Here is a 23,155-nt window from a genome sequence, read left to right as displayed (position 1 = left end):
AAGGAATGCTGTGGTGCTGCGAATGTCCGATCCGATGATCCTGCCTGATGAGACCCGGCTGCGCGCGGCGATCGCAGACGCCAACGTGCCGACCCTGCTCATGGTCCTGGTGCAGCTCACCGGGGACCTGCAATGGCTGGAACCGCCTTACCAGCCGACCCGGCCCCGAGGGTTGGACGACAACTCGACCGGCGGCCTCTCCGAGCGCGACCAGACCGCCGTGCGGGAGGCCGCGGTGCGAGCGATCCTACGCTGGCATGACGGTGCGCCACCGGCGTTGCCGATGCCCGACCGCGAGTTGATGTCGCGCATGATGCAGGTCAGCGTGAGTGAGCCGGTTCCTCCGGAATATGGGCTGCTGCTTGTCGACGAACTTTCCCCGCCGGGCGTCGAACCGGCGCCTGAAGCACCCGGGTTCTCGGTCGCCGTGATCGGTGCTGGTGTGTCAGGGCTGCTGGCCGCAGTGCGTCTGCGGGAGGTGGGGATCTCCTGCACGGTGTTCGAGCGTGATGACGATATCGGCGGCACTTGGTACTACAACGGATATCCCGGTGCCGGCGTCGACACGCCCAGCTACATCTACTCGTACTCGTTTTTCCCATGGGACTGGAAAACCCACTTCGGCCGACGCGACGATGTACTCGAGTACCTGCGCGCCATGGCCGACGACTGTGGGCTGTCGCCGTGCATCGAGCTGCGGACGACCGTGTCGTCGGCGGTCTACGATGCCGCGGCACAGGGGTGGTCTGTGACGACTGTCCGCGACGACGTCTCGCGCACCCGGCGGTTCGACGCCGTCATCAGTGCGGTCGGCCAATTGAACGTGCCGTCGATTCCTGATCTGCCGGGGCTCGCGGATTTCCGCGGCCCGGTGTTCCACTCGTCGCAGTGGCCCGCGGATCTCGACGTGACCGGCAAGCGCGTGGCGGTGATCGGCACCGGGGCGAGCGCGATGCAAATCGTGCCGGCGATCGCTTCGCGCACGAGCCACCTGACGGTGTTCCAGCGGTCGCCGCACTGGATAGCGCCGAGCGCCGACTACTTCGGGGAGGTGCGACCTACGGTCCATTTCCTTATGGCGCACGTGCCGTACTACAGGGCCTGGTACCGGTGGCGGCTCGGGTGGATCTTCAACGACAAGACGCACGCGTCGCTGCAGATAGACCCCGAGTGGCCACATCCGGAGCGGGCTCTGAACGCGGTCAACGACCGCCACCGCGCGCACTTCACGAACTACCTGCACCAGCAGTTGGCAGGTCGGCCCGACCTGCAGGCGAAGGCACTGCCGAACTATCCGCCGTTCGGCAAGCGGATGTTGCTGGATAACGGTTGGTACACGGCGATACGCCGGGACGATGTCTCACTGGAGACATCCCGTGCGGTGGCGCTGACCTCGTCCGGAGTCCGGGCTGCCTCGGGCACTGAGCACCCGGCGGACGTGGTGGTACTGGCGACCGGCTTCGAGTCACTGAAGCTGGTTCAGACGGTCGAGATCCGCGGTCGGTCCGGGCAGACCCTGCGCGAGCTGTGGGGTGACGACGACGGTTGGGCCTACCTCGGGGTGACAACCCCAGACTTCCCGAACCTCTTCTTCCTCTATGGTCCGGGCACCAGCGCAGGCGCCGGTGGGAGCTACATTTTCCTCGCCGAATGTCAGGTGAACTACGTCGTATCACTCTTGGACACGATGCGTTCCCGCGGGCTGGCCGTTGCCGAGGTACGGCGCGAGATCTCGGACGCGTACAAGACCAAGCTTGACGCGGCGCACGCCAAGATGGTGTGGACTCACCCGGGAGTAAGCAACTACTACCGGAACGAAAAGGGACGGGTCGTCACCAACTCGCCGTGGCGGTTCATCGACTACTGGCAGATGACGAGATCGCCGGATCTCGCCGATTTCGAAACCGAACCCGCGGGAGAGGAAAAGTCTCCACGGAGCCGCCAGGGCTGATGGGTTCCGCGCGGATGCCGTATTCACCTCGGCCGGTCGTGCGCTGCAGACGCACGGCGGCATGGGTTATCTCGAGGAGTGCGACGCCGCGGGCGCTGCCGTGAGGCCCGGAAGATCGACGTCTCAGTCAGGAGATGGCCTCAAGTGATCGACATGCTGGGAATGCCAAGGAGCTATCGATGGACACGAACCGGCTGTTCGACCTCACCGGACGCTCCGCACTGGTCACCGGGGCCGCAGGCGGTATCGGCTCGGCTGTCGCGCAGGCCTTTGCCGGTGCCGGGGCGGCGGTTCTTGTGACCGACGTCGACGCGGACGCGGCCGCCACCGTCGCCCAGCGGATCTCGGCTTCCGGCGGCCGTGCCGACAGCACCGCGCTGGACGTACAGGATCGGACCGCGGCCGACGCGGCCGCCGCGCGTGCGGCGGCTCTGACCGGCGGGACGCTGCACGTGCTGGTGAACAACGCGGGCGTGACCGCCCCGGCGATGTTCGCCGACACCACCGAGGAGTCCGCGCACCGGCTCCTCGACGTCCACCTCATGGGTGCCTTCCGCTGCTCCCAGGCCGCGCTGCCGTACCTGCCGACCGACGGCACCGGGCGGATCGTCAACGTGACGTCGTCGGCCGGGCTCACCGGCACGCTCGGCCAAGTCAACTACTCCGCGGCCAAGGCCGGCATCGTCGGACTCACAAAGTCGCTGGCCCGCGAACTGGCCAGGAAGAAGATCACCGTCAACGCGCTGGCACCGCTGGCCGCGACACCGATGACCGAGACCATCCGGACCAACGAGAAGTTCGCCGCCAACATGCTCGCCCGAATCCCGCTGGGCCGGTGGCCCGAGCCCGAAGAGGTCGCGGGGGCATTCGTGTTCCTCGCCTCCGACGCCGCATCGTTCGTCACCGGCCAGGTACTGCCGGTCGACGGCGGCTTGGTGATCTAATGCCCGAACTGTGTGGGCCGACCTTTCGAAGAGACCTGGGTGGGCCGCGTGGGGAGAGTGCCCCCCAGGTTGGTCCCTGGGAGGTTCTCAGCCGTGATCGTCTGGAAGTTAGACGGCGCGGATTGTCGAGGCTGGCTTTGAGCGATTGCGGATTTTGGCGAAGGCGTCCAGGGCGGTGTCGTCCTCGTCGGGGAGCGTGTGGAGGTACTTCTCGGTTGTGGTGATGCTGGCGTGGCCTAGGCGTTCTTTGACGACCTGGAGGTCCGCGCCGCCAGCCAGGAGCCAGGAGGCGTGGGCGTGGCGCAGGTCGTGGGGGCGGACGTGGACGCGGAGTTCCGCGGTCATGGTGGCGGGCTTCCAGATGTGGTCCCGGAACCAACTGCGTGGGATGTGGCCGTCTGTGTTGACCACGCGGCGGCGCCTGGGGGAGTCCTTGCCGGCTTCTCTGCGGCGGGCGCGGTAGTCGGCGTAGGCGTCCTTGCAGTGCTGGCAGCGGCATTTGCCTGCGGAATAGCCGCTCAGGGTGCCGTGGCGGTAGCGGCGGTCGGGTTCGATGTATCCCAGGGTCTGCGGGTCGCAGAGGACTCGTAGGCGGTGGGGGCGGGGGAGCTCTTCCTGCCGGAGGAAGAAAAGCAAGGCGTCATCGGCGAGTTGTTCCGTCTGGATGTAGGCACCGAGCCTTCTTGCGAGTTGGGCGCTGATCCGGACGGTTCGGTGCTCCCGGTCCTTGGGGTAGTCCTTCACCAAGAAGCGACCGCCTTCAGGGTGATGCTTCGGGCTCAGTTCGATGACGACGCGACTCACGGTAAGCACGCGCGTGGCGTGGTCGATGTCTTTGCCCCGCAGTTCGGTGACTTCACCCCAGCGCAGGCCTGTCTCGATTTTCAGTTCGGTCAGAAGCTGCATCCGTGCGTCCGTGAGGGCCTCATAGAGCGCGTCGAACTGCTCGGGTGTGATGATGGTGCGCTTCTTTTTCGGAACTGGGGGAGTCTTCACGCCTTTGCAGGGGTGAAGGACGATGACCAAGTCGTTCAGGGCTGTGGTGAAGATGGCGCTGAGCACGGTCATGCAGTAGCGGATCGTCGGTGGGTTGACGCCTTCCTTCTGCAGATGTGTAACCCATTCGCGGACGTCAATGGGCATGACGTCGATCATGCGCATGTCGGCGAACCAGGGCATGATGTGTCGGTTGATCTCGTAGTCGTAGTTCTCCCTGGTGCGGAGTTCGATGACGTGGTTGGGGAACCAGACGTCCTCCACGTAGCGGCGAAACCGCTGGCGGCCCTTCCCTGCATCGGGAAGCCGGTCTAACGCCAGCTTGGCCTCAGCTTTTTGCCACGCTTTGTCGGCCTGCAGCTCGGTCGAGTAGGTTCCGGCGGAGCGAACACGGCCGCGCTGGTCGCGGTAGAGAGCGGTGTACCGCTCTCGGCCGTCCTTGCTCTTGCGAAGCCGGGCGAATCCCATGGCGCACTCCAGGGTGGTGATCGTTTGTCATCGGGCTGTCATCAAGGACGGTGTTGTCGATCTTGATACTTGATGACACGAGGCGGCATGGATGTCGCCTCTCACCAGGGAATTTACCCTGAAGTTGTTGAACTGAAGATCGCGTTTTGTTTGATTGATCTCGTTCGCATCGAGGGGGTCAGGGACCGGCCAAAGTTTCGCCGGACGAGCATCCGCTCTCCACGTGGGTGATCACCCGACCGTTCACCGACATGACCTCGTGGGCGGTGTCGGGCCAGCGGCCGTCCTTCTTGGCCGATGTGCCGCGTAAATCGTCCCGTCGTGGCCCGGTTTCGAGTGGGCCGCGCTTGGCGGTAGATGAAAGGACTCACTTCTTCGAGCACCTTAAGAGCGCCGCCGAGAGGGCAGATGTCGGCAGCGTTGACGGAATGCTGCTTCGTCGGCAGGCGCATTACGTCGCGAGCTTTGATGATTCCGTGGAGACGGCGGAATGGCTGGCGGGCATGCAGCACGAGGAGGAACGTAGGTCTCAGCGTTCCGCCGACTGGTCGCCGTCATGGGTGGTTGTGCGTTCCGGAGCGCACTCACTTGCTCGCAAGGGAGACCCCGAGGCGCTTCAAGCGTTCATCGGCCGGGCGATGAAGACCGACAGGCGCGAGACCGCCAATCTCAACTACTGGGCGTACTGGCTCGGCAAGATCACCGAGCCGCAGACGGCCGACACGTTCATGGTGGAGTTGCCAACTCGGTCATGGAGAGGCACGAAGCTGCTGGCTCATCTGGTGGGCAAGCTGGAGCCGACGAACGTCTACATCGATGTCGTCGCTCATACGGTCTGGGCGCTACTGCGACACCGGCCCGCGATCGTCCATGACGAGCCCGGCATGCTCGGTCAGTTGCAGGACCGGGCGGCCCGGGTCCTGGACGGAGCCGCGATCTCCGTCCAGTCGCGACGGGAGTTGGAAGAGGTTCTACGGTTTACGTATGGCGGACGGCCGTTGAGAGAGGGTGAGCATGGCGAACGAGACGGAGCGGTTGGCGGGTTTCCTGTACGAGATCGGGCTTCTCAAGCGCTACAAGCGTCAGCCTCTTCCACGACAGCCAGGAGACGCGCCTCACCGACATCCCTTACGTGGCCAAGCCGTACATCAAGAAGGCGCCCAACGAGCGGGTCACCGAGCGCCAGACGCGCGGCCTGCCGGAGGCGGTTACCTCGATGATCACGGGGGTCGTCGCGGAGTACGAAGGCAAGGTCAGTGCCGAGGCGATGTGCGCCCGCGACGCGGACAAGCTTGAGTGCCTCATTCAGGCCGTCGAGTATCGCGAGCACGGCAACCAGAACACCCAGCCGTGGATAGACAACTCGCTCGCTCAGCTTCAGACCGCGTCCGCGAAGCTTCTCGCCGAGGAGGCGCAGAGGACTGGTTCTCTCGACTGGTTCATGCGAGCGTTGAACGGTGACGAGGACGCTTAAAGGCGTCCCGTACCTGAACATTCGGCGGTGCTGCTGTACAGCAGAGAAGTACAGCAACGCACCCGCACACGGGCGCATCTGATCACTCGTCACCACACCCGCGACCAGCGAGGCGAGGAAGTCACCTCGGTCGGGCAGGTAGTTCGCATCGTGGGGGTCAGGGGTTCAAATCTCCTCAGCCGAGACACCCCGAGTCAAGGTCCTGTTCGGAGCATTTCCGCGGGGCCTTGGTCGTTCGTCATCACTATTCGCCGGTGAACGTGCAGGACCATTTGTGCAGAAGGTGCGAGCTGTGCGTCGTCCGGTCCGGCCGGGTGGTCGGCGTGTGTCAGGAGCGGGTGCGTAGTCCTTCGCACACGACCTCGATCATCCGGCGGCGCACGACCGCGTCGGTGGTTCCGCGCTCGCGGGCCAGGCACCCCGCGATGAGGGCCTTCACGTCGGCGACCTCGGTATCGTCGCGGACCGCGCCCGCCCGTTGGGCGGCGGTGAGCAGCTCGCGCAGTGCTCCCATGACGTCGTGCCCGGTGCGCTCGGCGGAGGCCGCGACGTCGTAGCCGCCGCCGGCCAGGGCCTCGGCCAATCCGTGGTCCAGCGCGCCCTCCTGCACCATGTGCGCGATGTAGGCGAAGAACGCGTCGCCGGGATCGCGGCGGCGGCCAGTGACCGCGCCCGGCCGACCAGCTCCTCGACGCGGTGCAGGATCATCGCGTCGTAGAGCGCCTCCTTGGTCGGTAAGTGGCGGCTGACCGTGCCGGTGCCGCCCCCGGCGCGCCGGGCCGACGACGAACCGACCGCCTTGGAGGACATCGCCGCCCGGGTGGCCGGAGATCGGCTGCCGGAACTCCCTCCCGAACTGCGGCGCCTGATGCCCGAGGTCGCGTGACGTCCGGACTTCATGAGGGCAGAGCCCGCCATGCGGTCGGCCACGTCCCGGTTCCGACGCGCCGGCCCGACGGTCACCCGCTTGGGGGAGAACACTTACTGCTCAGGTGGACCGATCGTAGGCCGGTCCACCTGGGCAGTTCTCACGAGGTGCCGTTGTACACCCCTGGACACCACGCCTAGGCGACGACCGCCAGGAGGGCGGTGATGGCCGCGGTGAGGTCGGTGTCGCCGCTCGTCGTCGAGCGCTGGCGAGCCTGTTCCACGGTGATGCCCCTCGTCGCCAGCCGCCAGAAGGTGTCCTGGTCCATCGAGACGTGGGCGGTCGGCTCCCCTTGGGGTGGGGCCATCCGCCACCTTTGGTCTTGCCGGATCGTTCCCCATCGTCCGCCCGCCGGGCCGGATACTTCCAGGTGAGCCGTGCTGCCTTCGGGACGGTCGTGCATCCGCAGGGCGTGCGGCAGGCCGCGTGCGAAGATGTCCAGCACCGGAGCCATGAGGTCGGGTTCGGTGGCGCCCGGAGCGGAAACGGCGTCGCGCACCTGCTGCTGATGCACCCAGAACTCGGTGTAATCGCGGCCGATGTCCAGCCAGGCGGGGCTGTCGATGTCGGCGGCGGCCCAGGAGACGTTGAGGTCCGCGGCGGCCTGGAGGTCGCGGGCCGCCCATACGGCGTCGAGCCGTGCTCCCAGGTGGTCCAGCAGTTCGATCATCAGTTGCGGGCTGAGCTGCCGGGACGCCCGGACGAACTCCTCGTTGGTGCGCGCCAGATAGGCGGGGAGCGTCTCATCGTCGGCGAAGATCGCACCGCCGAACCCGTCGCGGCTGCCCGACAGGCGCCGCATGTAGTCGTTGAGCACATGACCGACGACGTCATGCACGTCCCAGCCGGGGCACACCGTCGGCGTGGACCAGTCGGCGGGGCTCAGGGAACCGAGCAGGTCGAGCATGGCCCGCCGTTCACGTGGGAAGAGGGGACGAACGTCGACGGCCGGGCCAAAGATCATCATGGGGCGACCTTACCGACGGCCGTTTCGTCGTCCACCGAATTCTCGGCTCGGTGCCGCCGACCGGCCGCGGGTGCCGCGTCACGGCCGCGGTGCTCTGCGGTTCGGGTGGTAGTGGGCGAGGGGTGGTGATGGGGTTCCGTGGATCTCTTGGGTGATCAGGGCCGCCAGGTGGGGGGCCAGGGTGATGCCGCTGTGGGTGACGACGGTGTACAGGCCGGGGCGCTGGTAGCCGATCAAGGGGTAGCCGTCGGTGGGGAGCGGGCGGACGCACCGCCGGACTTCGGCGACGTCCGCCGTCAGGCCCGGGATGAGCGCTCGTGCGCGGGCGAGGAGTTCGGTGCCGACCGCGCGCATCAGTGTGGAGGAGGGGTGCTCGTCCACGCCGGCGTCCAGGTCTGCGGCCTCCAGGACGAGACCCTCGTCCTCCGCCGGGCGAGCGGAGAGGCCGGGGGCGTGGACGAGGCCCCTGAGGACGCCCGGTGCCGCGGTGGTGGTGGCGACGAGGCAGGGGGCGGCCGAGCCGAGGGCGGACGGGTCGATCAGCGGGAGGGTGACGCCGGTGGTGGCGAGGAGCGCGGGGCTGTGCCGGCCGGCCGCGCAGATCGTGAGGTCGGCGTCCAGGTTCCGGCCGTCGTCCAGTCGCACGCCGGTCACGCGGTCGCCCCGGGTGGTGAGGCGGACCGCGCGGTGGCCGGTGACGATGTCGGCGCCCGATTCACGGGCGCGCCGGGCGAGGGCCCGTGCCGCGGGGCCTCCATGCACGTAGCCCTCGTCGGGATAGTGCGCGACGAGGGCGCCCTGCGGGGGACGGACGTGCGGTTCCAGTTCGTGCAACCGGCCGGTGCCGATCAGTTCGGCGGCGTAGCCGAGGTCGGTGAGGCGGGCGACCCGGCCCGCCAGGCGGGCCTGGTCCTCGTCGGTGTCCGCCCATGTCGTGTTGCCTGACGGCCGGTACCAGGACGGGTCGCCGAACTCGGCGGCCACCTCCCTCCAGGTGGACATCGCCGCCGTCCGCAGCCGGTGATAGGCCGGGTCGGCGGGGTCGTTGGCGTTGAACCAGGCGTAGCTGGTGCCGGAGGTTCCGGCACCGGGCCCTTGCTCCTCGACGACCGTGACCTCGTCCTGCGAACCGGGACGGGTGAGCCGGTCCGCCAGCGCAGTGCCGATGATTCCCGCACCCACGACCAATATCCGCATGCACTCACAATGACACCCACCCGGCGTGGGGGTCAGGTCACGAGGTCGGCTATGGCCTCGGGGTTGCGCTTGCGGCGCAGTGCCCCGACCGCCGTCCCCGCGGCCAGGACGATGAACGGCAGCGCCACCAGGAACCAGCCGAGCGCCGACAGGCCCCACGACCGGGTCGCGGGGTCGACGCCCTCGGCCGCGGTCCCGGCCAGGAGGCCGAAGCGGGACACGAGCAGGTACATCCCGAGCAGGAGGCCGACGATGGCCACGACGGGCGCGACCAGGGTGTTCCACACGCGGCCTTCGCCGGGCCGCCGGCGGAAGTAGGCGATCACGGCGATGGACACGAGGACCTCCACCAGCACGATCGCCAGCACCGCCAGGGCGCTGAACCAGGAGAACATGTGCAGGACCGGGTCGCGGTCGGTGATCCGGAACAGCAGGATGACGACCAGCGACGTCGCCGCGACGGCGGCGGTGCCGTACACCGGCGCGCCGCGCCCGTTGACCCGGCCGAGGACGGCGGGCAGCACGCCGGCGCGGGCCATCGAGAAGAAGTAGCGGGCGGCGCTGTTCTGGAAGGCGAGCAGTCCCGCGAAGAGGCTGGACAGGACGAGCCAGCTCATCACCGTCGCCATCCAGCCGCCGACGTACTCGGTGGCGACGCCGAAGATGACCGCCGCGGGGTCGGCCAGCGGGGTCCCGTCCACGGCCGAGGCCTCGGCGACGCGGTCGCGGACCGTCGCGCTGCCGAGGCCGCTGACCACCGCCCACGAGGTGAACGCGAACAGCACCGCGATCAGGGAGACGGCGATGTAGGTCGCGATGGGGACGCTGCGCTTGGGGTTCCTGGTCTCCTCGCCGTAGATGGCGGTCGCCTCGAAGCCGATGTAGGAGGCGAAGGCGAACGTGAGCGCGATGCCCGCCGAGCCGGCGAAGCCGCCCTCGAAGACGCTGCCGGGGGAGAAGGAGGAGCCGAGCGACATGCCGTCCGGTCCGCCGCCGTGGAGCAGGACGGCCACGGCCACGACCGCGAGCGACAGCACTTCGAGGAGCATGAGCAGGCCGAGCACCTTGGCCCCGATGTCCACGCTGAGCGCGGACAGCCCCAGGACCAGGGCCCAGGCGATCAGCGCCCATACCCACCACGCCAGGCCGATGCCCAGTTCGGCGTCCATGTGGCCGGCCATGACGGCTCCGAAGAACCCGAAGACCGCGAGCTGGATCGTCAGGTAGGCGAGCAGGGAGACGAAGGCGGACGCCACGCCGGGGACGACGCCGAGCCCCCGCCCGACATACGCGAAGAACGCCCCGGTGTTGGTCACCTGGTGGCTCATCGCGGAGTACCCGACGCTGAAGACGAGCAGGATGAGGCCCACGGCGAGGTAGGCGCCGGGCACGCCCGCGCCGTTGCCGAGGACGATGGCGATGGGGACGGCCCCGGTCATGCCGACCAGGGGCGCGGCCGCGGCGACGACGAAGAACACGATGCCCGCGATCCCGAGCTTGTTCCTCGCGAGGCGGCTCCCGCCTCCGTCGATCGGGTCGGCGTCCCGCAGACCCGTTCCGCTTTGCTCGGTCATACCCCTCACTGTCCTTTCGATCGGCCGCGCGCGGTGTATGCGTGACGGGATCATACGGGGCCAAACGACTTTTGGAAACACCTCCGTCCGCCTGCGGTCGGATATTGTTTGGGGGCAAATGGATTCGAGGACGGACGGAGGACCGCATGCGGGCGCTGGTGATCGAGCACGACGCCTTCTCCCCGATCGGGCCGGTCGGGGACCGTCTCGTCCAGCGCGGGTTCGAGGTCGAGGAACTGGTCGTCGTGCCGCCTGAGCGGCACCTGGATCCCGGCGTGGAGATCGCCTTCCCCGAGCCGGAGGAGTGGGACCTCGTCGTGGCGATGGGCGCGCCGTGGTCCGTGGACGAGCCGGCGATCGGGAGCTGGATCGCCGGCGAGCTGGCGATGCTGCGCGAGGTGCACGGCGCCGGCGTGCCCGTCCTCGGGATCTGCTTCGGCGGCCAGGCACTGGCGACGGCGCTCGGCGGCGGGGTGGAACGCGCGCCGCGTCCCGAGATCGGGTGGGGCGAGGTCGAGACGGAGGAGCCCTCGCTCGTCGGTCCCGGGCCGTGGTTCCAGTACCACTACGACCGCTGGATCATGCCGCCGGGCGGCGTCGAGATCGCCCGCAACGGGGTGTCGCCGCAGGCGTTCCGAATCGGGCGGAGCCTCGGCGTCCAGTTCCATCCCGAGCTCACCGTGCGCGAGCTGGAGTCGTGGCTCGCGATCGGCGGGGAGAAGGACATGCGGGGGCTTGGCCTGGACCCCGGAGCGGTGCTCGACCAGACCCGGGCGCTGGCTCCCGTCGCCGAGCGCCGCGCCCACCGCTTCGTGGACGCCTTCCTACGCCACGCCCGTCTCAAGTGAGCGGGCCTCCGCGCCGCGGGACGCCCGCACGAGTGCGGTGAAGAGGGCCTGCTGGGCCGGGTCGCGGGCCGCCGTGTCCTCCGGATGCCATTGGACGCCGAGGAACCATCCCGCCGCGCCGGGGAGTTCCATCGCCTCGATCATGCCGTCGGCCGCCCGCGCGGTGACGGCGAGCCCGGCGCCGGGCGTCTCCATGCCCTGGTGGTGGTAGCAGGAGACGGTCGGGGCCCGGTCTCCGATCGTCTCGTGCAGCAGCGAGCCGTCCTCGACGGCGACCCGGTGCACGAGGTGCCGGTGGTCGGGCTCCATGTGCTGGCGCAGTGTCCCGCCCGTCACCACGTTGACGACCTGGAGGCCCCGGCAGATCGCCAGCGTCGGCAGCCCGGCGGCGAGCGCGTGCCGGGCGACGGCGAGGTCGAAGGCGTCCTGCTCCTCGTCCACGTCGTACAGGGCCTCGTGCTCGTCGGACGCGCCGTAGTGGCGCGGGTGCAGGTCGCCGCCGCCCGGCAGCAGGACGCCGGCGCAGCGGGCCAGGCGTCCGGCGACGTGGTCCGGGTCGGCCGGATGCATGACGAACGGCTCTCCGCCGCCCCGCCAGACGGCCTCGACCAGCGCGCGGGCGGCGACCTCCGCCGCGTGGCGCAGCGCGGAGGCGCCCGCCGAGAACCGGGCGGGGACGGCGATCAGCGGACGGACGCTCACAGCGCGATCCAGGTGGTCTTGAGGTCGAGGTACTTGTCGAGGGCGTGCAGGGACTTGTCGCGGCCGTTGCCGGACCGCTTGACGCCGCCGAACGGGACGCTCATGTCGCCCTCCTCGTAGCAGTTGACCCAGACGGTGCCGGCCCGCAGCGCGCGGGAGACTCGGTGCGCGGTCGACAGGTCCGACGTCCAGAGCGCGGCGGCCAGGCCGTAGTCGGTGTCGTTGGCCAGCCGCACGGCCTCGTCGACGCCGTCGAACTCCAGGACGGCGAGCACCGGGCCGAAGATCTCCTCCCGCGCGATCCGCATCCCGGGCTTCACCTGGTCGAAGACCGTCGGGCGGACGTAGTACCCGACGTCCCCGCCGGGCGGGGGGCCGCCCGCGCGCAGCCGGGCCCCTTCGGCCTCGCCGGCCTCCAGGTACGACAGGACGCGGTCGCGCTGGCGGGCCGAGACCAGGGGCCCCATCTCGGTGGCGGGGTCGAGCGGATCCCCGATCGCCAGCGTTCGCGCGCGGTCGACGATCCGGTCGAGGACCCGTCCGGCCACGGAGCGGTGGACGAGCAGGCGGGACGGGGCGGTGCACATCTCCCCGGCGTTGAAGAAGATCCCCCAGGCGGCGGTGTCGGCGGCGGCGTCCAGGTCGGGGGCGTCCGGCAGGATGATGTTGGGCGACTTGCCGCCGAGCTCCAGCCACACCCGCTTGAGGTTGGAGCCGGCCGCGTACCGCAGGAAGTGGCGGCCGACCTCGGTGGAGCCGGTGAAGGCGACGACGTCGACGCCGGGATGCTCGCCCAGTGCCCGCCCGGCGGTCTCGCCGTGCCCGTTGACGACGTTGAACGCCCCGTCCGGCAGCCCCGCCTCGGCGGCCAGCGCGGCCAGGTGCAGGGCCGAGAGCGGTGACTCCTCCGCGGGTTTGAGCACCACCGTGCAGCCCGCCGCGAGCGCGGGCGCGACCTTCCAGGCGGCCATGGTGAGCGGGAAGTTCCACGGGACGACGGCGCCGACCACGCCCACCGGCTCGCGGGTGACCAGGGCCAGGGACGCGGCATCGGTGCGGGGCGACTCGTCGATGAGCTTGTCCGCGGCCTCGGCGTACCAGCGCAGGCAGCCGATGAGGGCGCGCAGTTCGATGCCGTCCGCCTCGGCGACCGGTTTGCCCATCTCCAGGGAGACCAGCAGCGCCAGCGTCTCCCGGTCGCGCTCGACGAGGCCGGCCAACCGCAGGAGGGCGGCCTTGCGGTCGGCGGGCGCGAGCCGGGGCCAGGGCCCCTCGTCGAAGGCGCGCCGCGCCGCGGCCACCGCGCGGTCGACGTCCGCGGCCCCGGCGGCGGCCACGTCGGCGACCGTGCGGCCGTCCCGCGGCGAGACGGCCGGGAACGTGGCGCCGTCGCGGCTCGGCACGAACGCGCCGCCGATGTGGTGGCCGGTGTGCGGGCTGAGCCGGGCGGCCCGCCGGCGCCACTCCTCGTACGGGACGTCGGTCATGGGCTCTCCGTTCAGAGCAGGGCGCCTGCGCGCCTGACGACCTCGCGGCAGAAGGGGCCGACGCCGTCCGGGTCGTCGATGAACTGCGAGGGCTTGATGCAGAAGGTGGTGAATCCCTGGGCGAGCTGTTCCGGGACGCTCTCCAGCGCGGGCGCGAGCGGAGCGCAGGAGCGGTCGTCCGGGAAGGCGGGGCGGGTCCCGCCGATCATCTCCAGGGCGGCCGCGTCGCGTCCCGCGCCGGCCATGGCCGTCCGCAGGCGCGCGAGCTCCTCGGGGGACGGCCTGCCGAGCGGGTGGAAGCCGTGCCCGTACCGCACCAGGCGGTCGAGGAGCCGGTCGTGCAGCCGCTGCCCCCCGAACCACATGCGGGGGCCGTCGGGCCGGTGGGCGCGCGGCTCGAAGTACACGTCCTCGAAGGCGTAGTGGCGCCCCCGGTAGGAGACCGGGGACCCCTGCCAGAGCCGGCTCCAGATCTCCAGTTGCTCGTCCAGAAGCGCGCCCCGCTTGTCGAACGGGACGCCCAGGGCGGCGTACTCGTCGCGGCTCCAGCTCACGGTGGGCTGCACCACCAGGCGTCCTTCGGAGACCAGGTCGAGCGTCCCGAGGTCGCGGGCGAGCGCGAGGGGGTGGCGGAGCGGGGCGAGCACCGCCGCCGCCGCGAGCCGCAGCCGGGAGGTCACCGAGGCGATCGCCGAGAGGAGCACCAGCGAGGACGGCCAGGGTGTGCGGGGGTCCTGGTTGCCCGGGAGCGCGTACTCCCGCGGGTTTCCCATGATGCCGCCGGCGCCGGCGTCCGGGCCGAGGACGATGTGCTCGCTGACCATGACGGCGTCGAAGCCGGCGTCCTCGGCCTCCCGTGCCCAGCGGACCAGGGCGGGCAGGTCCCGTCCGGCGGTCATCGTCCAGTTCTCGCTCAGTACGAGCACGAAGCGCGGAGGCTGCACTCCCCGTCCCCTCCCCAGGCGCCGGTCTTCCGGTGACCTAGAATGTTCGGGCTCAAACGATCTGTCAAGGCGGGGCCTGTGAAGTTGACCGCGGGAGCCCGGTCGACCTATTTTATTTGGGACCAAACGAACTGGAGGTGCCGCATGGCAGAGGTCGCGGGCGTCACCGTCGACACCGGCCACTGGATCGGCGGTGAACGGGTCGGCTCGGCCGCCGCGTTCACCGATGTCTCCCCCATCGACGAGCAGCCGCTCGCCGAGGTCGCGCGGGGCGGCACCGCCGAGGCGGGCGCCGCCGTGACCGCCGCCGCACGGGCCTTCCCGGGCTGGGCCCGCACGAGCCGGGACGAGAGGGCGCGGATCCTGCACGCCATCGCCGACGGCGTCGACAAGCGCGTCGAGGAACTCGCCCAGGTCGAGACGGCCGACAACGGGGCGCTCATCCGCTCCCACCGGCGCGGTGTGATGCCGCGCGTGGCGCACAACTTCCGGTTCTTCGCCGACCGGCTGCTGCGGCTCGGCCACGACGACTTCGAGACCCGGGGCCACGGCAACCATGTGAGCTGGGATCCGGCGGGGGTCTGCGCGCTGATCACCCCGTGGAACGCGCCGCTCATGCTGGCCACCTGGAAGGTCGCCCCGGCGCTGGCCGCCGGGAACACCGTCGTGCTCAAGCCGGCCGAGTGGTCCCCGCTCACCGCGTCCCTGCTCGCCGACATCGCCGCGCAGGCCGGTCTGCCCGACGGCGTGCTGAACGTCGTCCAGGGGTTCGGCGGCGAAGCGGGCGCGGCCCTCGTCGCGCACCCCGAGGTGCGCAGGATCAGCTTCACCGGGTCGGTGGCCACCGCGCGGAGCATCTCCGCGGCGGCGGCGCCCAACCTCACCCCGCTGTCGCTGGAACTCGGGGGCAAGTCCCCGCTGCTGGTGTTCGCCGACGCGGACCTGGACCTCGCGGCCGACCTCGCCGTGGAGCAGTACGACAACGCCGGGCAGGTCTGCCTGGCCGCGACGCGGCTGCTGGTGGACGCGTCCGTCGCCGACGAGTTCACCGAGCGCCTCCTCGACCGGGCGGGGCGGCTCGTCCAGGGCGACCCCCGCGAGGAGGGCACCGACATCGGCCCGCAGATCCACCGCCGCCACTTCGACCGCGTGGACGGATTCGTACGGCGCGCGGTCGAGGACGGTGCGCGGGCACTGACCGGCGGCGGCCCCAACACGGGCCTCGGCGGCCTCTACTACCGGCCCACGCTGTTCACCGATGCCCCCGAGGGCAGCGAGATCCTCACCGAGGAGGTCTTCGGGCCCGTGCTGACCCTCCAGACGTTCGAGACCGAGGAGCAGGCCGTCGCGATGGCCAACGGCACCCGGTTCGGACTCGCCGCCACCGTCGCCACCGGCGATCCCGAGCGCGCGGCGCGCGTCTCCGGGCGCCTGGTCGCCGGGACGGTGTGGGTCAACTGCTTCTTCGTCCGCGACCTGCGGGCCCCCTTCGGCGGCTCACGCGACTCCGGCGTCGGGCGCGAGGGCGGCGATTGGAGCTTCGACTTCTACTGCGACCTGAAGAACACGGTGATGGCCCCATGGGCGAAATAGCCGGCGCGGGCCTGCTGGCCCACGTCCCCACGATCGTGCTGCCCGAGGCCACCCGCCGCGAGCTGAACGGCGGCGAGGACTTCACCCTGGTCGACGGCCTGCGGCGGCTGCGGTCCGACGTGTTCGACCGGGCGGACGACTACGACACCGTCGTCGTCCTCGACTCCCACTGGGCCACCACGGTCGAGTTCGTGACCACGGCCCACGACCGGCGGGCCGGGCTGTTCACCTCCGAGGAGCTGCCGCGCGGCATGTGCCGCATGCCCTACGACTTCCCCGGGGACCCCGAGCTGGCCAGGGCCGTCGCGCGCTACGCCGACAGGCACGGTACCTGGATCACCCCGATCGACGACCCGTACCTGCCGATCTACTACGCCACCGTCAACCTGTGGACGTACCTGGGCGTGCGCGACAACCCGTACCTGGAGGAGCCGGGCAAGCGGTGGATGTCGATCGGGGTGTGCCAGACCGCCGACACCGAGGACTTCCTGCGGCTCGGCCGGGCGCTGCGCGACGCGGTCGAGGCCACCGACCGGCGGGTCCTGCTCATCGCCTCCGGCGCGCTGTCGCACACGTTCTGGCCGCTGCGGCAGATCCGGGACCACGAGGGGGCCGATCCGTCGCACATCTTCACCCCCGAGGCCCGCGCCGCCGACGAGGAGCGGATCGAGTGGCTGACGCGCGGCGACCACGCCCGCGTCCTCGACACGATGCCGGAGTTCCTGCGCTTCAAGCCGGAGTCCCGGTTCGGCCACTACCTGATGATGATCGGTGCGCTCGGCGGGCGGGCGTGCACCGCGCCGGGCCGCCTGTACAGCGAGTACGAGAACTCCGTCGGTACCGGCCAGGTGCACATCTGGTTCGACCGGCCCGAGAACGGATGGACCGCCTCATGACCGGGCAGCCGACCGAGTACCGCCGGATCCTGCTGGACGGCGCGGACGTCCAGGTCGTCCGCGAGGGCGACGACCTGGTCAGTGCGGACGGCCGCCGGGTGCGCGCCGAGGACGCCCTCCATCTGCCGCCGTGCCGGCCGACCAAGGTCGTCGCGGTGCACCTCAACCACCGCAGCCGCGTGGAGGAGTTCCAGGCGACGCTGCCGCCCGCGCCGACCTACTTCCACAAGCCGGTCTCGGCGCTGAACGCCCACGGCGGCGCGGTCGTCCGCCCGGAACGGTGCGAGTACCTCAACTACGAGGGCGAGATCGCGATCGTCATCGGCCGGACGTGCCGCAACATCGCGCCCGCGGACGCGGGCGCGCACATCGCCGGCTACACCGTCGCCAACGACTACGGCCTGCACGACTTCCGCGACACCGACGCCGGCTCGATGCTGCGGGTCAAGGGCTCCGACACGCTCTGCCCGCTCGGCCCCGGCCTGGTCACCGGCTGGGACTTCCGCGGCAAGTACCTGCGGACCTACGTCAACGGCGAGCTGGTCCAGGACGGCGGCACCGACGAGATGCAGTGGGACATGCACTACCTCGTCGCCGACATCGCCCGCACCATCACCCTGCACCCCGGGGACGTGCTGCTGTCGGGCACGCCCGCCAACTCGCGTCCCGTGCGGCCGGGGGACGTGGTCGAGGTGGAGGCCGAGGGCCTCGGACGGCTGCGCAACCACATCGTCGCGGGCCCCGTCCCCGTCAGGGACGACGTCGGCGCGCAGCCCACCGCATCCGAAGAGGTCGTGTCCACCGCGTTCGGCGGTGACTGGGAGTTCCGAGGCGTCCGCGCCCCGAGGAGGTAGTGCCATGAAGGTCATCGTCGACATGGACAAGTGCCAGGACCACGGGCAGTGCGTGTTCTCCGCGCCCGAGGTCTTCCGCCTCGACGACACGGGGAAACTGGAGTACGAGAGCGAGCCCGGCGACGCCCTGCGCGACGACGTGGAGGAGGCGGCCGACGTCTGCCCGCTCCAGGCCATCACGATCGAGGACTGAACGGTGCGAAGGATCGTGGTGGTGGGGGCGTCCCTCGGCGGGCTGCGTGCCGCCGAGCAGCTGCGCGCCGCCGGTCACACCGGCGAACTCGTGGTGATCGGCGACGAGCCCCACCGCCCTTACAACCGGCCGCCCCTGTCCAAGGAGGTCCTGGCCGGGGAGGTCGCCTTCGACCGGGTGGCCTTCCGGATGCGGGCGAGCACCGCCGACGTCGACTGGCGGCTCGGAACGGCCGTCACCGGGGCCGACCTCACGGCGCGCGCCGTGCGCCTGGCCGACGGGACGGAGGTGTCCTACGACGGCCTGGTGATCGCCACCGGGCTGCGGCCACGGAGGCTGGACGCCCCGGGGCCGGGGCCGTCGCGGCACGTCGTGCGGACCCTGGACGACGCCGCCGCGCTGCGCGAACGCCTGCGCCCGGGGACGCGGGCGGCCGTGGTCGGGGCGGGCTTCATCGGCTGCGAGGTCGCCGCGACCGCCCGCACGCTCGGCGCGGACGTCACCGTGGTCGCCCCGGAGAGCGAGCCGATGCTCCGCCCGCTCGGCCCCGAGCTCGGCGCCGAGCTTCGCCGCCGCCATCGGGAGCGGGGAGTGCGGTTCCTGCTCGGCCGCACGGTCGCGCGGTTCACCGAGTCGGGGTTGGAACTGTCGGACGGGTCGGAGGTGCGCGCCGAGGTCGTCGTCGAGGCGGTCGGGTCGGTCCCGTGCGTGGAATGGCTGAAGGGCAATGGCCTCGACCTGTCGGACGGCGTGCTCTGCGACGGCGCGCTCCGGGTCGAGGGGCGTCCCGACGTGGTGGCCGTCGGCGATGTCGCCCGATTCCCCAACCCCCGGTACGACGACGTCGCCCGCCGGGTGGAGCACTGGAGCATCCCGACCGACACCGCCAAGCGCGCGGCGCGCACGCTGCTCGGCGAGGAGGAGGGGCAGTTCAGGCCGCTCCCCTCGTTCTGGAGCGACCAGTACGACATGCGGCTGCAGTCGTTCGGCGCACCGGCCCTCGGCGAAAGCGACATCCGCATCCTGGAAGGCGACCTCAACCGTGAGGCCGTCGTCGGATACCACCGCGACGGCGGGCTCGTCGGCGTGGTGATGCTCGGCTGCACCCGCCGCCAGGCCCACTACCGGAAGCTGCTGCTGGACGACGTCCAGGTCGCCGCGTCCTGACAGAGCGAGCGCGCCCCCGATGCCGTCTCGGGCATCGGGGGCGCGTCGCATTGTGAACTCAGATCGTCGGGAACTCAGACCTCGGCGAGCCGGCAGCAGCACCTTCCCGCCTGGAGGCAGGCGGCGCCGTGGGCCTGCTTCCGGGCGGACATGCCGGCGTTCACGATCCTCTTCGTCCGGGCGTCGGCCTCGCCGTCGTACACCACCCGGCCGCCCTGGACGGTCGCGGCGATCGGCAGGTCGACCAGGTCGTGCGGATCGGCGCCCAGGAGGTCGGCGTCGACGACGCACACGTCGACCGCGTTCCCGGGCTCCAGCGTGCCCTTCCAGCGCTCGGCGTGGTCCTGCCAGGCGGGCGCCCGGGTGTAGGTCACGAGCGCCTCCTTCAGCGTGATGCGCTCCGCCTCGCCCGCCACGCCGCCGAACCTGCCCTCGCGCAGGACGGCCGACTGCACGCCCTGGAGCCAGCTCGGGAACGTCACCGACGCGTCCGAGGCGCTGCTCACCCGCACGCCAAGGTCGAGCGCGCTGCGGTACGGCCACTGGTAGTCCGTGCGCTCGGGGCCGAGGACCGGGTCGAGCGTCCGGCCCAGCAGGTACTTGATCGTCGCGTTCATGTTGACGCCGATGTCGTTGCGCGCCATCGTCCGCAGCGTCTCGCGCGGCGTCAGGTCGCCGTGGATGACGTAGTGCCGCAGATCGCGGCGGCGCCGGTTGCGCCGCATCGCCGCGAGGTAGCCGGCGACCACCGCGTCGATGGTGGCGTCCCCGGTCGCGTGCGTCCCGATCTGGAGCCCGGCGTCATGCGCGGTCCGGATCAGCTCGTGCAGGTTCGCGACCTGCTCCTCCGCCGTGTCCCCCTCCATCATGAGACGGCCGTTGGTGCCGTCGAGGTAGGGCTCGTGCAGCCACGCGGTCTGCGCCGCGGTCGGGACGCCGTCACCGAAGATCTTGACGCCCGCGACGCGCAGGATCCGGGGGTCCACGCCGCGCGGCGGCTCGTAGGCGTCGAGCATGCTCCGCAGCTCGTCCAGCGTCGTCCCCGCGGACAGCAGCGCGTTGACCCGCAGGCCGAGGGCCCCCGAGCGCGCCTTCCGCTCGTACAGGGCGAGCCGGTCGAGGCCGATCCCCGGATCGGTGACGCTCGTGATGCCCAGGCTGTGCAGGAGGTCGATCGCCCGGTCGAGGGCGTTCGAGACCTCCTCGTCGGTGAACGGCGGGACGTGCGGGCCGATGAGGTCCCGCGCCGTCTCGCGCAGGACGCCCGTGGGCTCGCCGTCGGAGTCCTTCTCGATCACCCCGCCGGTCGGCGGCTGGGTGTCGCGGGTGATCCCGGCCATCCGCAGCACGACCGAGTTGACCGCGACCGCGTGGGCGGAGAAGTCCCTGAGGACCACCGGGTGGTCGCCGGAGACGGAGTCGAGATCGGTCCTGCGCGGCGGACGGGGCAGCCGGTTGTCGTTCCAGCCCTGCCCGCGGATCCAGGCGCCAGGCGCCGTGTCCGCCGCCGCGGTGCGCACGGCGTCGACGAGTTCCTCGATCGTGGCCGTGTCGACGTCGATGGTGAACGGCGGGTAGTCGAGCCCGAATCCGCCGAGGTGCAGATGCGAGTCGTTGATGCCGGGCAGGACGGTGCCGCCGCCCGCGTCGAGCGTCTGCGTGCGCCGGCCCGTGAACCGGCGCATCTCCTTGTCGCGTCCGACGCCGACCACGACGCCGTCGCGGATCGCGATCGCCTCGGCGGTGCGGAAATGCCTGTCCAGGAGAAGGACCCTGCCGTTGCGGATGACCAGGTCGGCGGGGCCTCGTCCCCGCCCCCGCCCGCCGGGGTCGGCCAGGGCGGACTGTGCGGGCAGGGTTCCGGCGATCGCGGCACCGGCCGCCGCGGCGGCCGACCCCTGGAGGAACCTACGTCGGTCGACTCTGTTTCCCATCACGGGCTCCCTCTCAAGAGCAGTGGGCACACATCTGGCGGGGGTCGGGGCGGCGAGCCCAGCTGACGCTCCGGGCCCGGGCGGCGGCAGAGCGGTGGGACGCGTCCGCGGCGTCGTAGGCGATCTCGCCGTCGACCACGGTGAGCGCGACGGGGACGTCCGTGATGCCGTGCGCGTCGTGGGTCAGCCGGCCGCGGGAGTCGAACAGGGTCCCGTCCAGGACGCAGAGGTCGGCGGCCATGCCGCGGGTCAGCGCGCCCTTCCAGCGGTCGGCGCGGTCCTGCCACGCTCCGGCCGTGGTGTAGGTGTGCAGCGCCTCCCGCACACCGATGATCTGATCCGGGCCGGAGACCTCACCCGAGCCGCCCTCGCGCAGGAGCATGGTCTCCAGCCCTTGCCGCCAGTCCGGTGCGACGTTCGGCGCGTCGGACGCGCTCGTCACCACGGCGCCCGCGCGCAGGGCCGACCGGTAGGGCGTCTGGTAGGCCGCCCGCCTCGCGCCGACGATGTCCGGCTGGGAGTCGGCGATCAGGTGCTTGATGCTCGGGTTGAAGCTCACCCCGCAGCGGTTCCTCGCCAGGATGCGCAGCGTCTCCGGCCAGGCGAAGTCGCCATGGATGACGTAGTGCCGCGGGTGGGATCGCGACCGCCGCAGAGCCCGCGCGTACGCGGCCGCGACCGCGTCGATGGCGGCGTCGCCCGTGGCATGCGTCCCGACCTGCATCCGGGCCTGATGAACCAGGCCGATCATGGCGGTGAGCTCGGCGACCTTGTCCTGGTCGGTCTCGCCGTCGGTGACGAGGCTTCCCCGGCCGCCGCCGGTGTAGGGCTCGCGCATCCAGGCCGTGCGGCCGGCGATGGGCACTCCGTCGGCCCGGAGCTTCACGCCGGTGACGCTGAACCACCGCGGATCGACGTCCGCCGGGGGACGGTGGCCGCCGAGGATCTCGCGCACGTGGTCCGCGGAGGTCGGGTAGGTGTCGTCGGGCCTGCTGAGCAGGGCCGTGACCCGGGCGCCGAGCGCGCCGCGGCGGGCCTTGTCCGCGTAGACCCGCTGGGCCGCGGCGCCGATGCCCGGCTCGGTGAAGCTCGTGATGCCGTGGCTCAGCAGCAGGGCGACGGCGTTGTCGATCGCGTCGGCCTGCTCCTCTTCGGTGTAGGGCGGGACGTGCCTGTTCACCAGGTCCATCGCGGTCTCGCGGAGGAGGCCGGTCGGCTCGCCCGAGGCGTCCCGCACGATGACCCCGCCGCTGGGGTCGGGCGTGTCGCGGGTGATGCCCGCCAGTTCGAGGGCCTTGCCGTTCACCCACAGCACGTGGTTCGACCAGTCGAGCAGCACGACCGGGTGGCCGGGGGACACCGGGTCGAGGTCCTGGCGGGTGGGCGGGCGTCCCTCGGCGAAGGCGTTCTCGTTCCATCCCTTGCCGCGGATCCACGTCCCCGGATCCGCCTGCCGCACGGCCTCGCCCACCGCGGCCACGGCGTCGGCGATGGAGCGGACGGCGGGCTCGCCGACGTCGACGGTGTACGGCGGCAGCGCGAGTCCCGTCCGCAGGCCGTGCAGGTGGGAGTCGTTGATACCGGGCAGGACCGTGCGCCCGCGCAGGTTGACGACCCGGGTCCGGCGGCCGATGAGGCGGCGCACCGAGGGGTCGGGGCCGGCGTGGACGACCCGGCCCGCCTCGATCGCCAGCGCGGAGACGATGCGGAACCCCCGGTCCATCAGCAGCACCTGGCCGTTGTGCAGCACCAGGTCGGCGTCCCGCGACGGCGGTTTCGCGTCCTGAGCCAGGGCGTTCCCGGGGATCAGGGGCTGGGCTGCGGCTCCGGCGGCCAGGCCGGCCCCTCCCCGTAGCAGTCCTCGGCGGCTCAGCGGGCTGTGCTCCATGACGGCTCCTCTCCGGCTTCCGGCAAGAAGTTCGGGCCCAAACGGCATTTAGAATGTTCGGGCTCAAACGATCTGTCAAGGGTGCGGGGCAGAAGTCAGGGCCGGGAACGCGCCCGACCCCGCCTCGAAGGACGAGGCGGGGTCGTGGGG

Annotated in this window: 19 protein-coding genes and 1 pseudogene; 10 read left to right on the top strand and 10 right to left on the bottom strand. The window is 70.9% G+C overall.

What is annotated here, in order from left to right:
• Positions 1-10: 10 nt before the first annotated feature.
• Both E1281_RS00900 and E1281_RS00895 read left to right on the top strand, forming a co-directional pair.
• Positions 11-1,951, top strand: coding sequence for an NAD(P)/FAD-dependent oxidoreductase (locus E1281_RS00900; protein WP_207943028.1), 1,941 nt, complete (start codon positions 11-13; stop codon positions 1,949-1,951).
• 179 nt (positions 1,952-2,130) lie between these two features.
• A complete protein-coding gene (locus tag E1281_RS00895) occupies positions 2,131-2,895 on the top strand; it encodes an SDR family NAD(P)-dependent oxidoreductase (RefSeq protein ID WP_131875158.1) in 765 nt (254 codons plus the stop codon).
• Positions 2,896-3,003: 108 nt separating this feature from the next.
• Here E1281_RS00895 and E1281_RS00890 read toward each other — a convergent pair whose 3' ends face one another.
• Entirely contained in the window at positions 3,004-4,359 is a 1,356-nt protein-coding gene (locus tag E1281_RS00890) for a tyrosine-type recombinase/integrase (RefSeq protein ID WP_131875157.1), read from the bottom strand.
• A gap of 1,132 nt (positions 4,360-5,491) precedes the next feature.
• Between E1281_RS00890 and E1281_RS00885 the strand changes: the two genes are divergently transcribed.
• Complete coding sequence (locus E1281_RS00885; protein ID WP_347813261.1) at positions 5,492-5,833, top strand: HD domain-containing protein; 342 nt, start codon at positions 5,492-5,494, stop codon at positions 5,831-5,833.
• 328 nt (positions 5,834-6,161) lie between these two features.
• Here E1281_RS00885 and E1281_RS00880 read toward each other — a convergent pair.
• Positions 6,162-6,470 (bottom strand): annotated as a pseudogene (locus E1281_RS00880) (TetR/AcrR family transcriptional regulator); the annotation flags it as partial.
• A gap of 90 nt (positions 6,471-6,560) precedes the next feature.
• Between E1281_RS00880 and E1281_RS39870 the strand changes: the two are divergent.
• A complete protein-coding gene (locus E1281_RS39870) occupies positions 6,561-6,719 on the top strand; it encodes a hypothetical protein (protein WP_165958727.1) in 159 nt (52 codons plus the stop codon).
• Between the two features lie 178 nt (positions 6,720-6,897).
• Here the strand turns inward: E1281_RS39870 and E1281_RS00875 are convergent, their stop codons facing one another.
• From E1281_RS00875 to E1281_RS00865, 3 genes are all read right to left on the bottom strand, one after another.
• Positions 6,898-7,728, bottom strand: coding sequence for a maleylpyruvate isomerase family mycothiol-dependent enzyme (locus E1281_RS00875; RefSeq protein ID WP_131875155.1), 831 nt, complete (start codon positions 7,726-7,728; stop codon positions 6,898-6,900).
• 78 nt (positions 7,729-7,806) lie between these two features.
• A complete protein-coding gene (locus E1281_RS00870; RefSeq protein ID WP_131875154.1) occupies positions 7,807-8,925 on the bottom strand; it encodes an FAD-dependent oxidoreductase in 1,119 nt (372 codons plus the stop codon).
• Positions 8,926-8,957: 32 nt separating this feature from the next.
• A complete protein-coding gene (locus tag E1281_RS00865; protein ID WP_131875153.1) occupies positions 8,958-10,499 on the bottom strand; it encodes an APC family permease in 1,542 nt (513 codons plus the stop codon).
• Between the two features lie 146 nt (positions 10,500-10,645).
• Here E1281_RS00865 and E1281_RS00860 point away from each other — a divergent pair, with 146 nt between their 5' ends.
• Positions 10,646-11,347 (top strand): type 1 glutamine amidotransferase, encoded by a 702-nt coding sequence (locus E1281_RS00860; protein ID WP_131875152.1) that lies wholly within the window; start codon positions 10,646-10,648, stop codon positions 11,345-11,347.
• Here the strand turns inward: E1281_RS00860 and E1281_RS00855 are convergent.
• From E1281_RS00855 to E1281_RS00845, 3 genes are read right to left on the bottom strand one after another with little or no spacing between them, the layout of a single operon-like run.
• Positions 11,324-12,049 carry a gamma-glutamyl-gamma-aminobutyrate hydrolase family protein gene (locus tag E1281_RS00855; protein ID WP_131875151.1) on the bottom strand — a complete coding sequence of 242 codons (726 nt, stop codon included), beginning with the start codon at positions 12,047-12,049 and terminating at the stop codon, positions 11,324-11,326. The two genes, E1281_RS00860 and E1281_RS00855, sit on opposite strands and share 24 nt — an antisense overlap.
• On the bottom strand, positions 12,046-13,536 hold the full coding sequence (locus E1281_RS00850) for an aldehyde dehydrogenase family protein (protein WP_131875150.1): 1,491 nt from the start codon (positions 13,534-13,536) through the stop codon (positions 12,046-12,048). The genes E1281_RS00855 and E1281_RS00850 overlap by 4 nt, the downstream gene beginning before the upstream one ends.
• A gap of 11 nt (positions 13,537-13,547) precedes the next feature.
• On the bottom strand, positions 13,548-14,480 hold the full coding sequence (locus E1281_RS00845; protein ID WP_207943027.1) for a TIGR03619 family F420-dependent LLM class oxidoreductase: 933 nt from the start codon (positions 14,478-14,480) through the stop codon (positions 13,548-13,550).
• Positions 14,481-14,624: 144 nt separating this feature from the next.
• Here E1281_RS00845 and E1281_RS00840 point away from each other — a divergent pair, with 144 nt between their 5' ends.
• Genes E1281_RS00840 through E1281_RS00820 form a run of 5 tightly spaced genes read left to right on the top strand, consistent with a single transcriptional unit; the run spans position 14,625 to position 19,183 of the window.
• The gene (locus tag E1281_RS00840) at positions 14,625-16,073 is read left to right on the top strand and encodes an aldehyde dehydrogenase (RefSeq protein WP_131875149.1); all 1,449 of its coding nucleotides are present in this window, start codon (positions 14,625-14,627) and stop codon (positions 16,071-16,073) included.
• Positions 16,061-16,969, top strand: a complete 909-nt coding sequence (locus E1281_RS00835) for a 3,4-dihydroxyphenylacetate 2,3-dioxygenase (protein ID WP_131875148.1) — start codon at positions 16,061-16,063, stop codon at positions 16,967-16,969. Before E1281_RS00840 ends, E1281_RS00835 begins: the two co-directional genes overlap by 13 nt.
• Positions 16,966-17,823 carry a fumarylacetoacetate hydrolase family protein gene (locus E1281_RS00830; RefSeq protein WP_131875147.1) on the top strand — a complete coding sequence of 286 codons (858 nt, stop codon included), beginning with the start codon at positions 16,966-16,968 and terminating at the stop codon, positions 17,821-17,823. Before E1281_RS00835 ends, E1281_RS00830 begins: the two co-directional genes overlap by 4 nt.
• 4 nt (positions 17,824-17,827) lie before the next feature.
• Positions 17,828-18,016 (top strand): ferredoxin, encoded by a 189-nt coding sequence (locus E1281_RS00825; protein WP_131875146.1) that lies wholly within the window; start codon positions 17,828-17,830, stop codon positions 18,014-18,016.
• 3 nt (positions 18,017-18,019) lie between these two features.
• The gene (locus tag E1281_RS00820; RefSeq protein ID WP_207943026.1) at positions 18,020-19,183 is read left to right on the top strand and encodes an FAD/NAD(P)-binding oxidoreductase; all 1,164 of its coding nucleotides are present in this window, start codon (positions 18,020-18,022) and stop codon (positions 19,181-19,183) included.
• A 74-nt stretch (positions 19,184-19,257) separates the two neighbouring features.
• Here the strand turns inward: E1281_RS00820 and E1281_RS00815 are convergent, their stop codons facing one another.
• Positions 19,258-21,117 (bottom strand): amidohydrolase, encoded by a 1,860-nt coding sequence (locus E1281_RS00815; protein ID WP_131875206.1) that lies wholly within the window; start codon positions 21,115-21,117, stop codon positions 19,258-19,260.
• Positions 21,118-21,130: 13 nt separating this feature from the next.
• Positions 21,131-23,005, bottom strand: coding sequence for an amidohydrolase (locus E1281_RS00810; protein WP_131875145.1), 1,875 nt, complete (start codon positions 23,003-23,005; stop codon positions 21,131-21,133).
• Positions 23,006-23,155 lie beyond the last annotated feature (150 nt).

The sequence above is a fragment of the Actinomadura sp. KC345 genome (genome assembly GCF_004348515.1).
Classification (GTDB): Bacteria; Actinomycetota; Actinomycetes; order Streptosporangiales; family Streptosporangiaceae; genus Spirillospora.
Note: the sequence above shows the minus strand (reverse complement) of the source record. Positions and strands in the feature narration are given on the sequence as shown.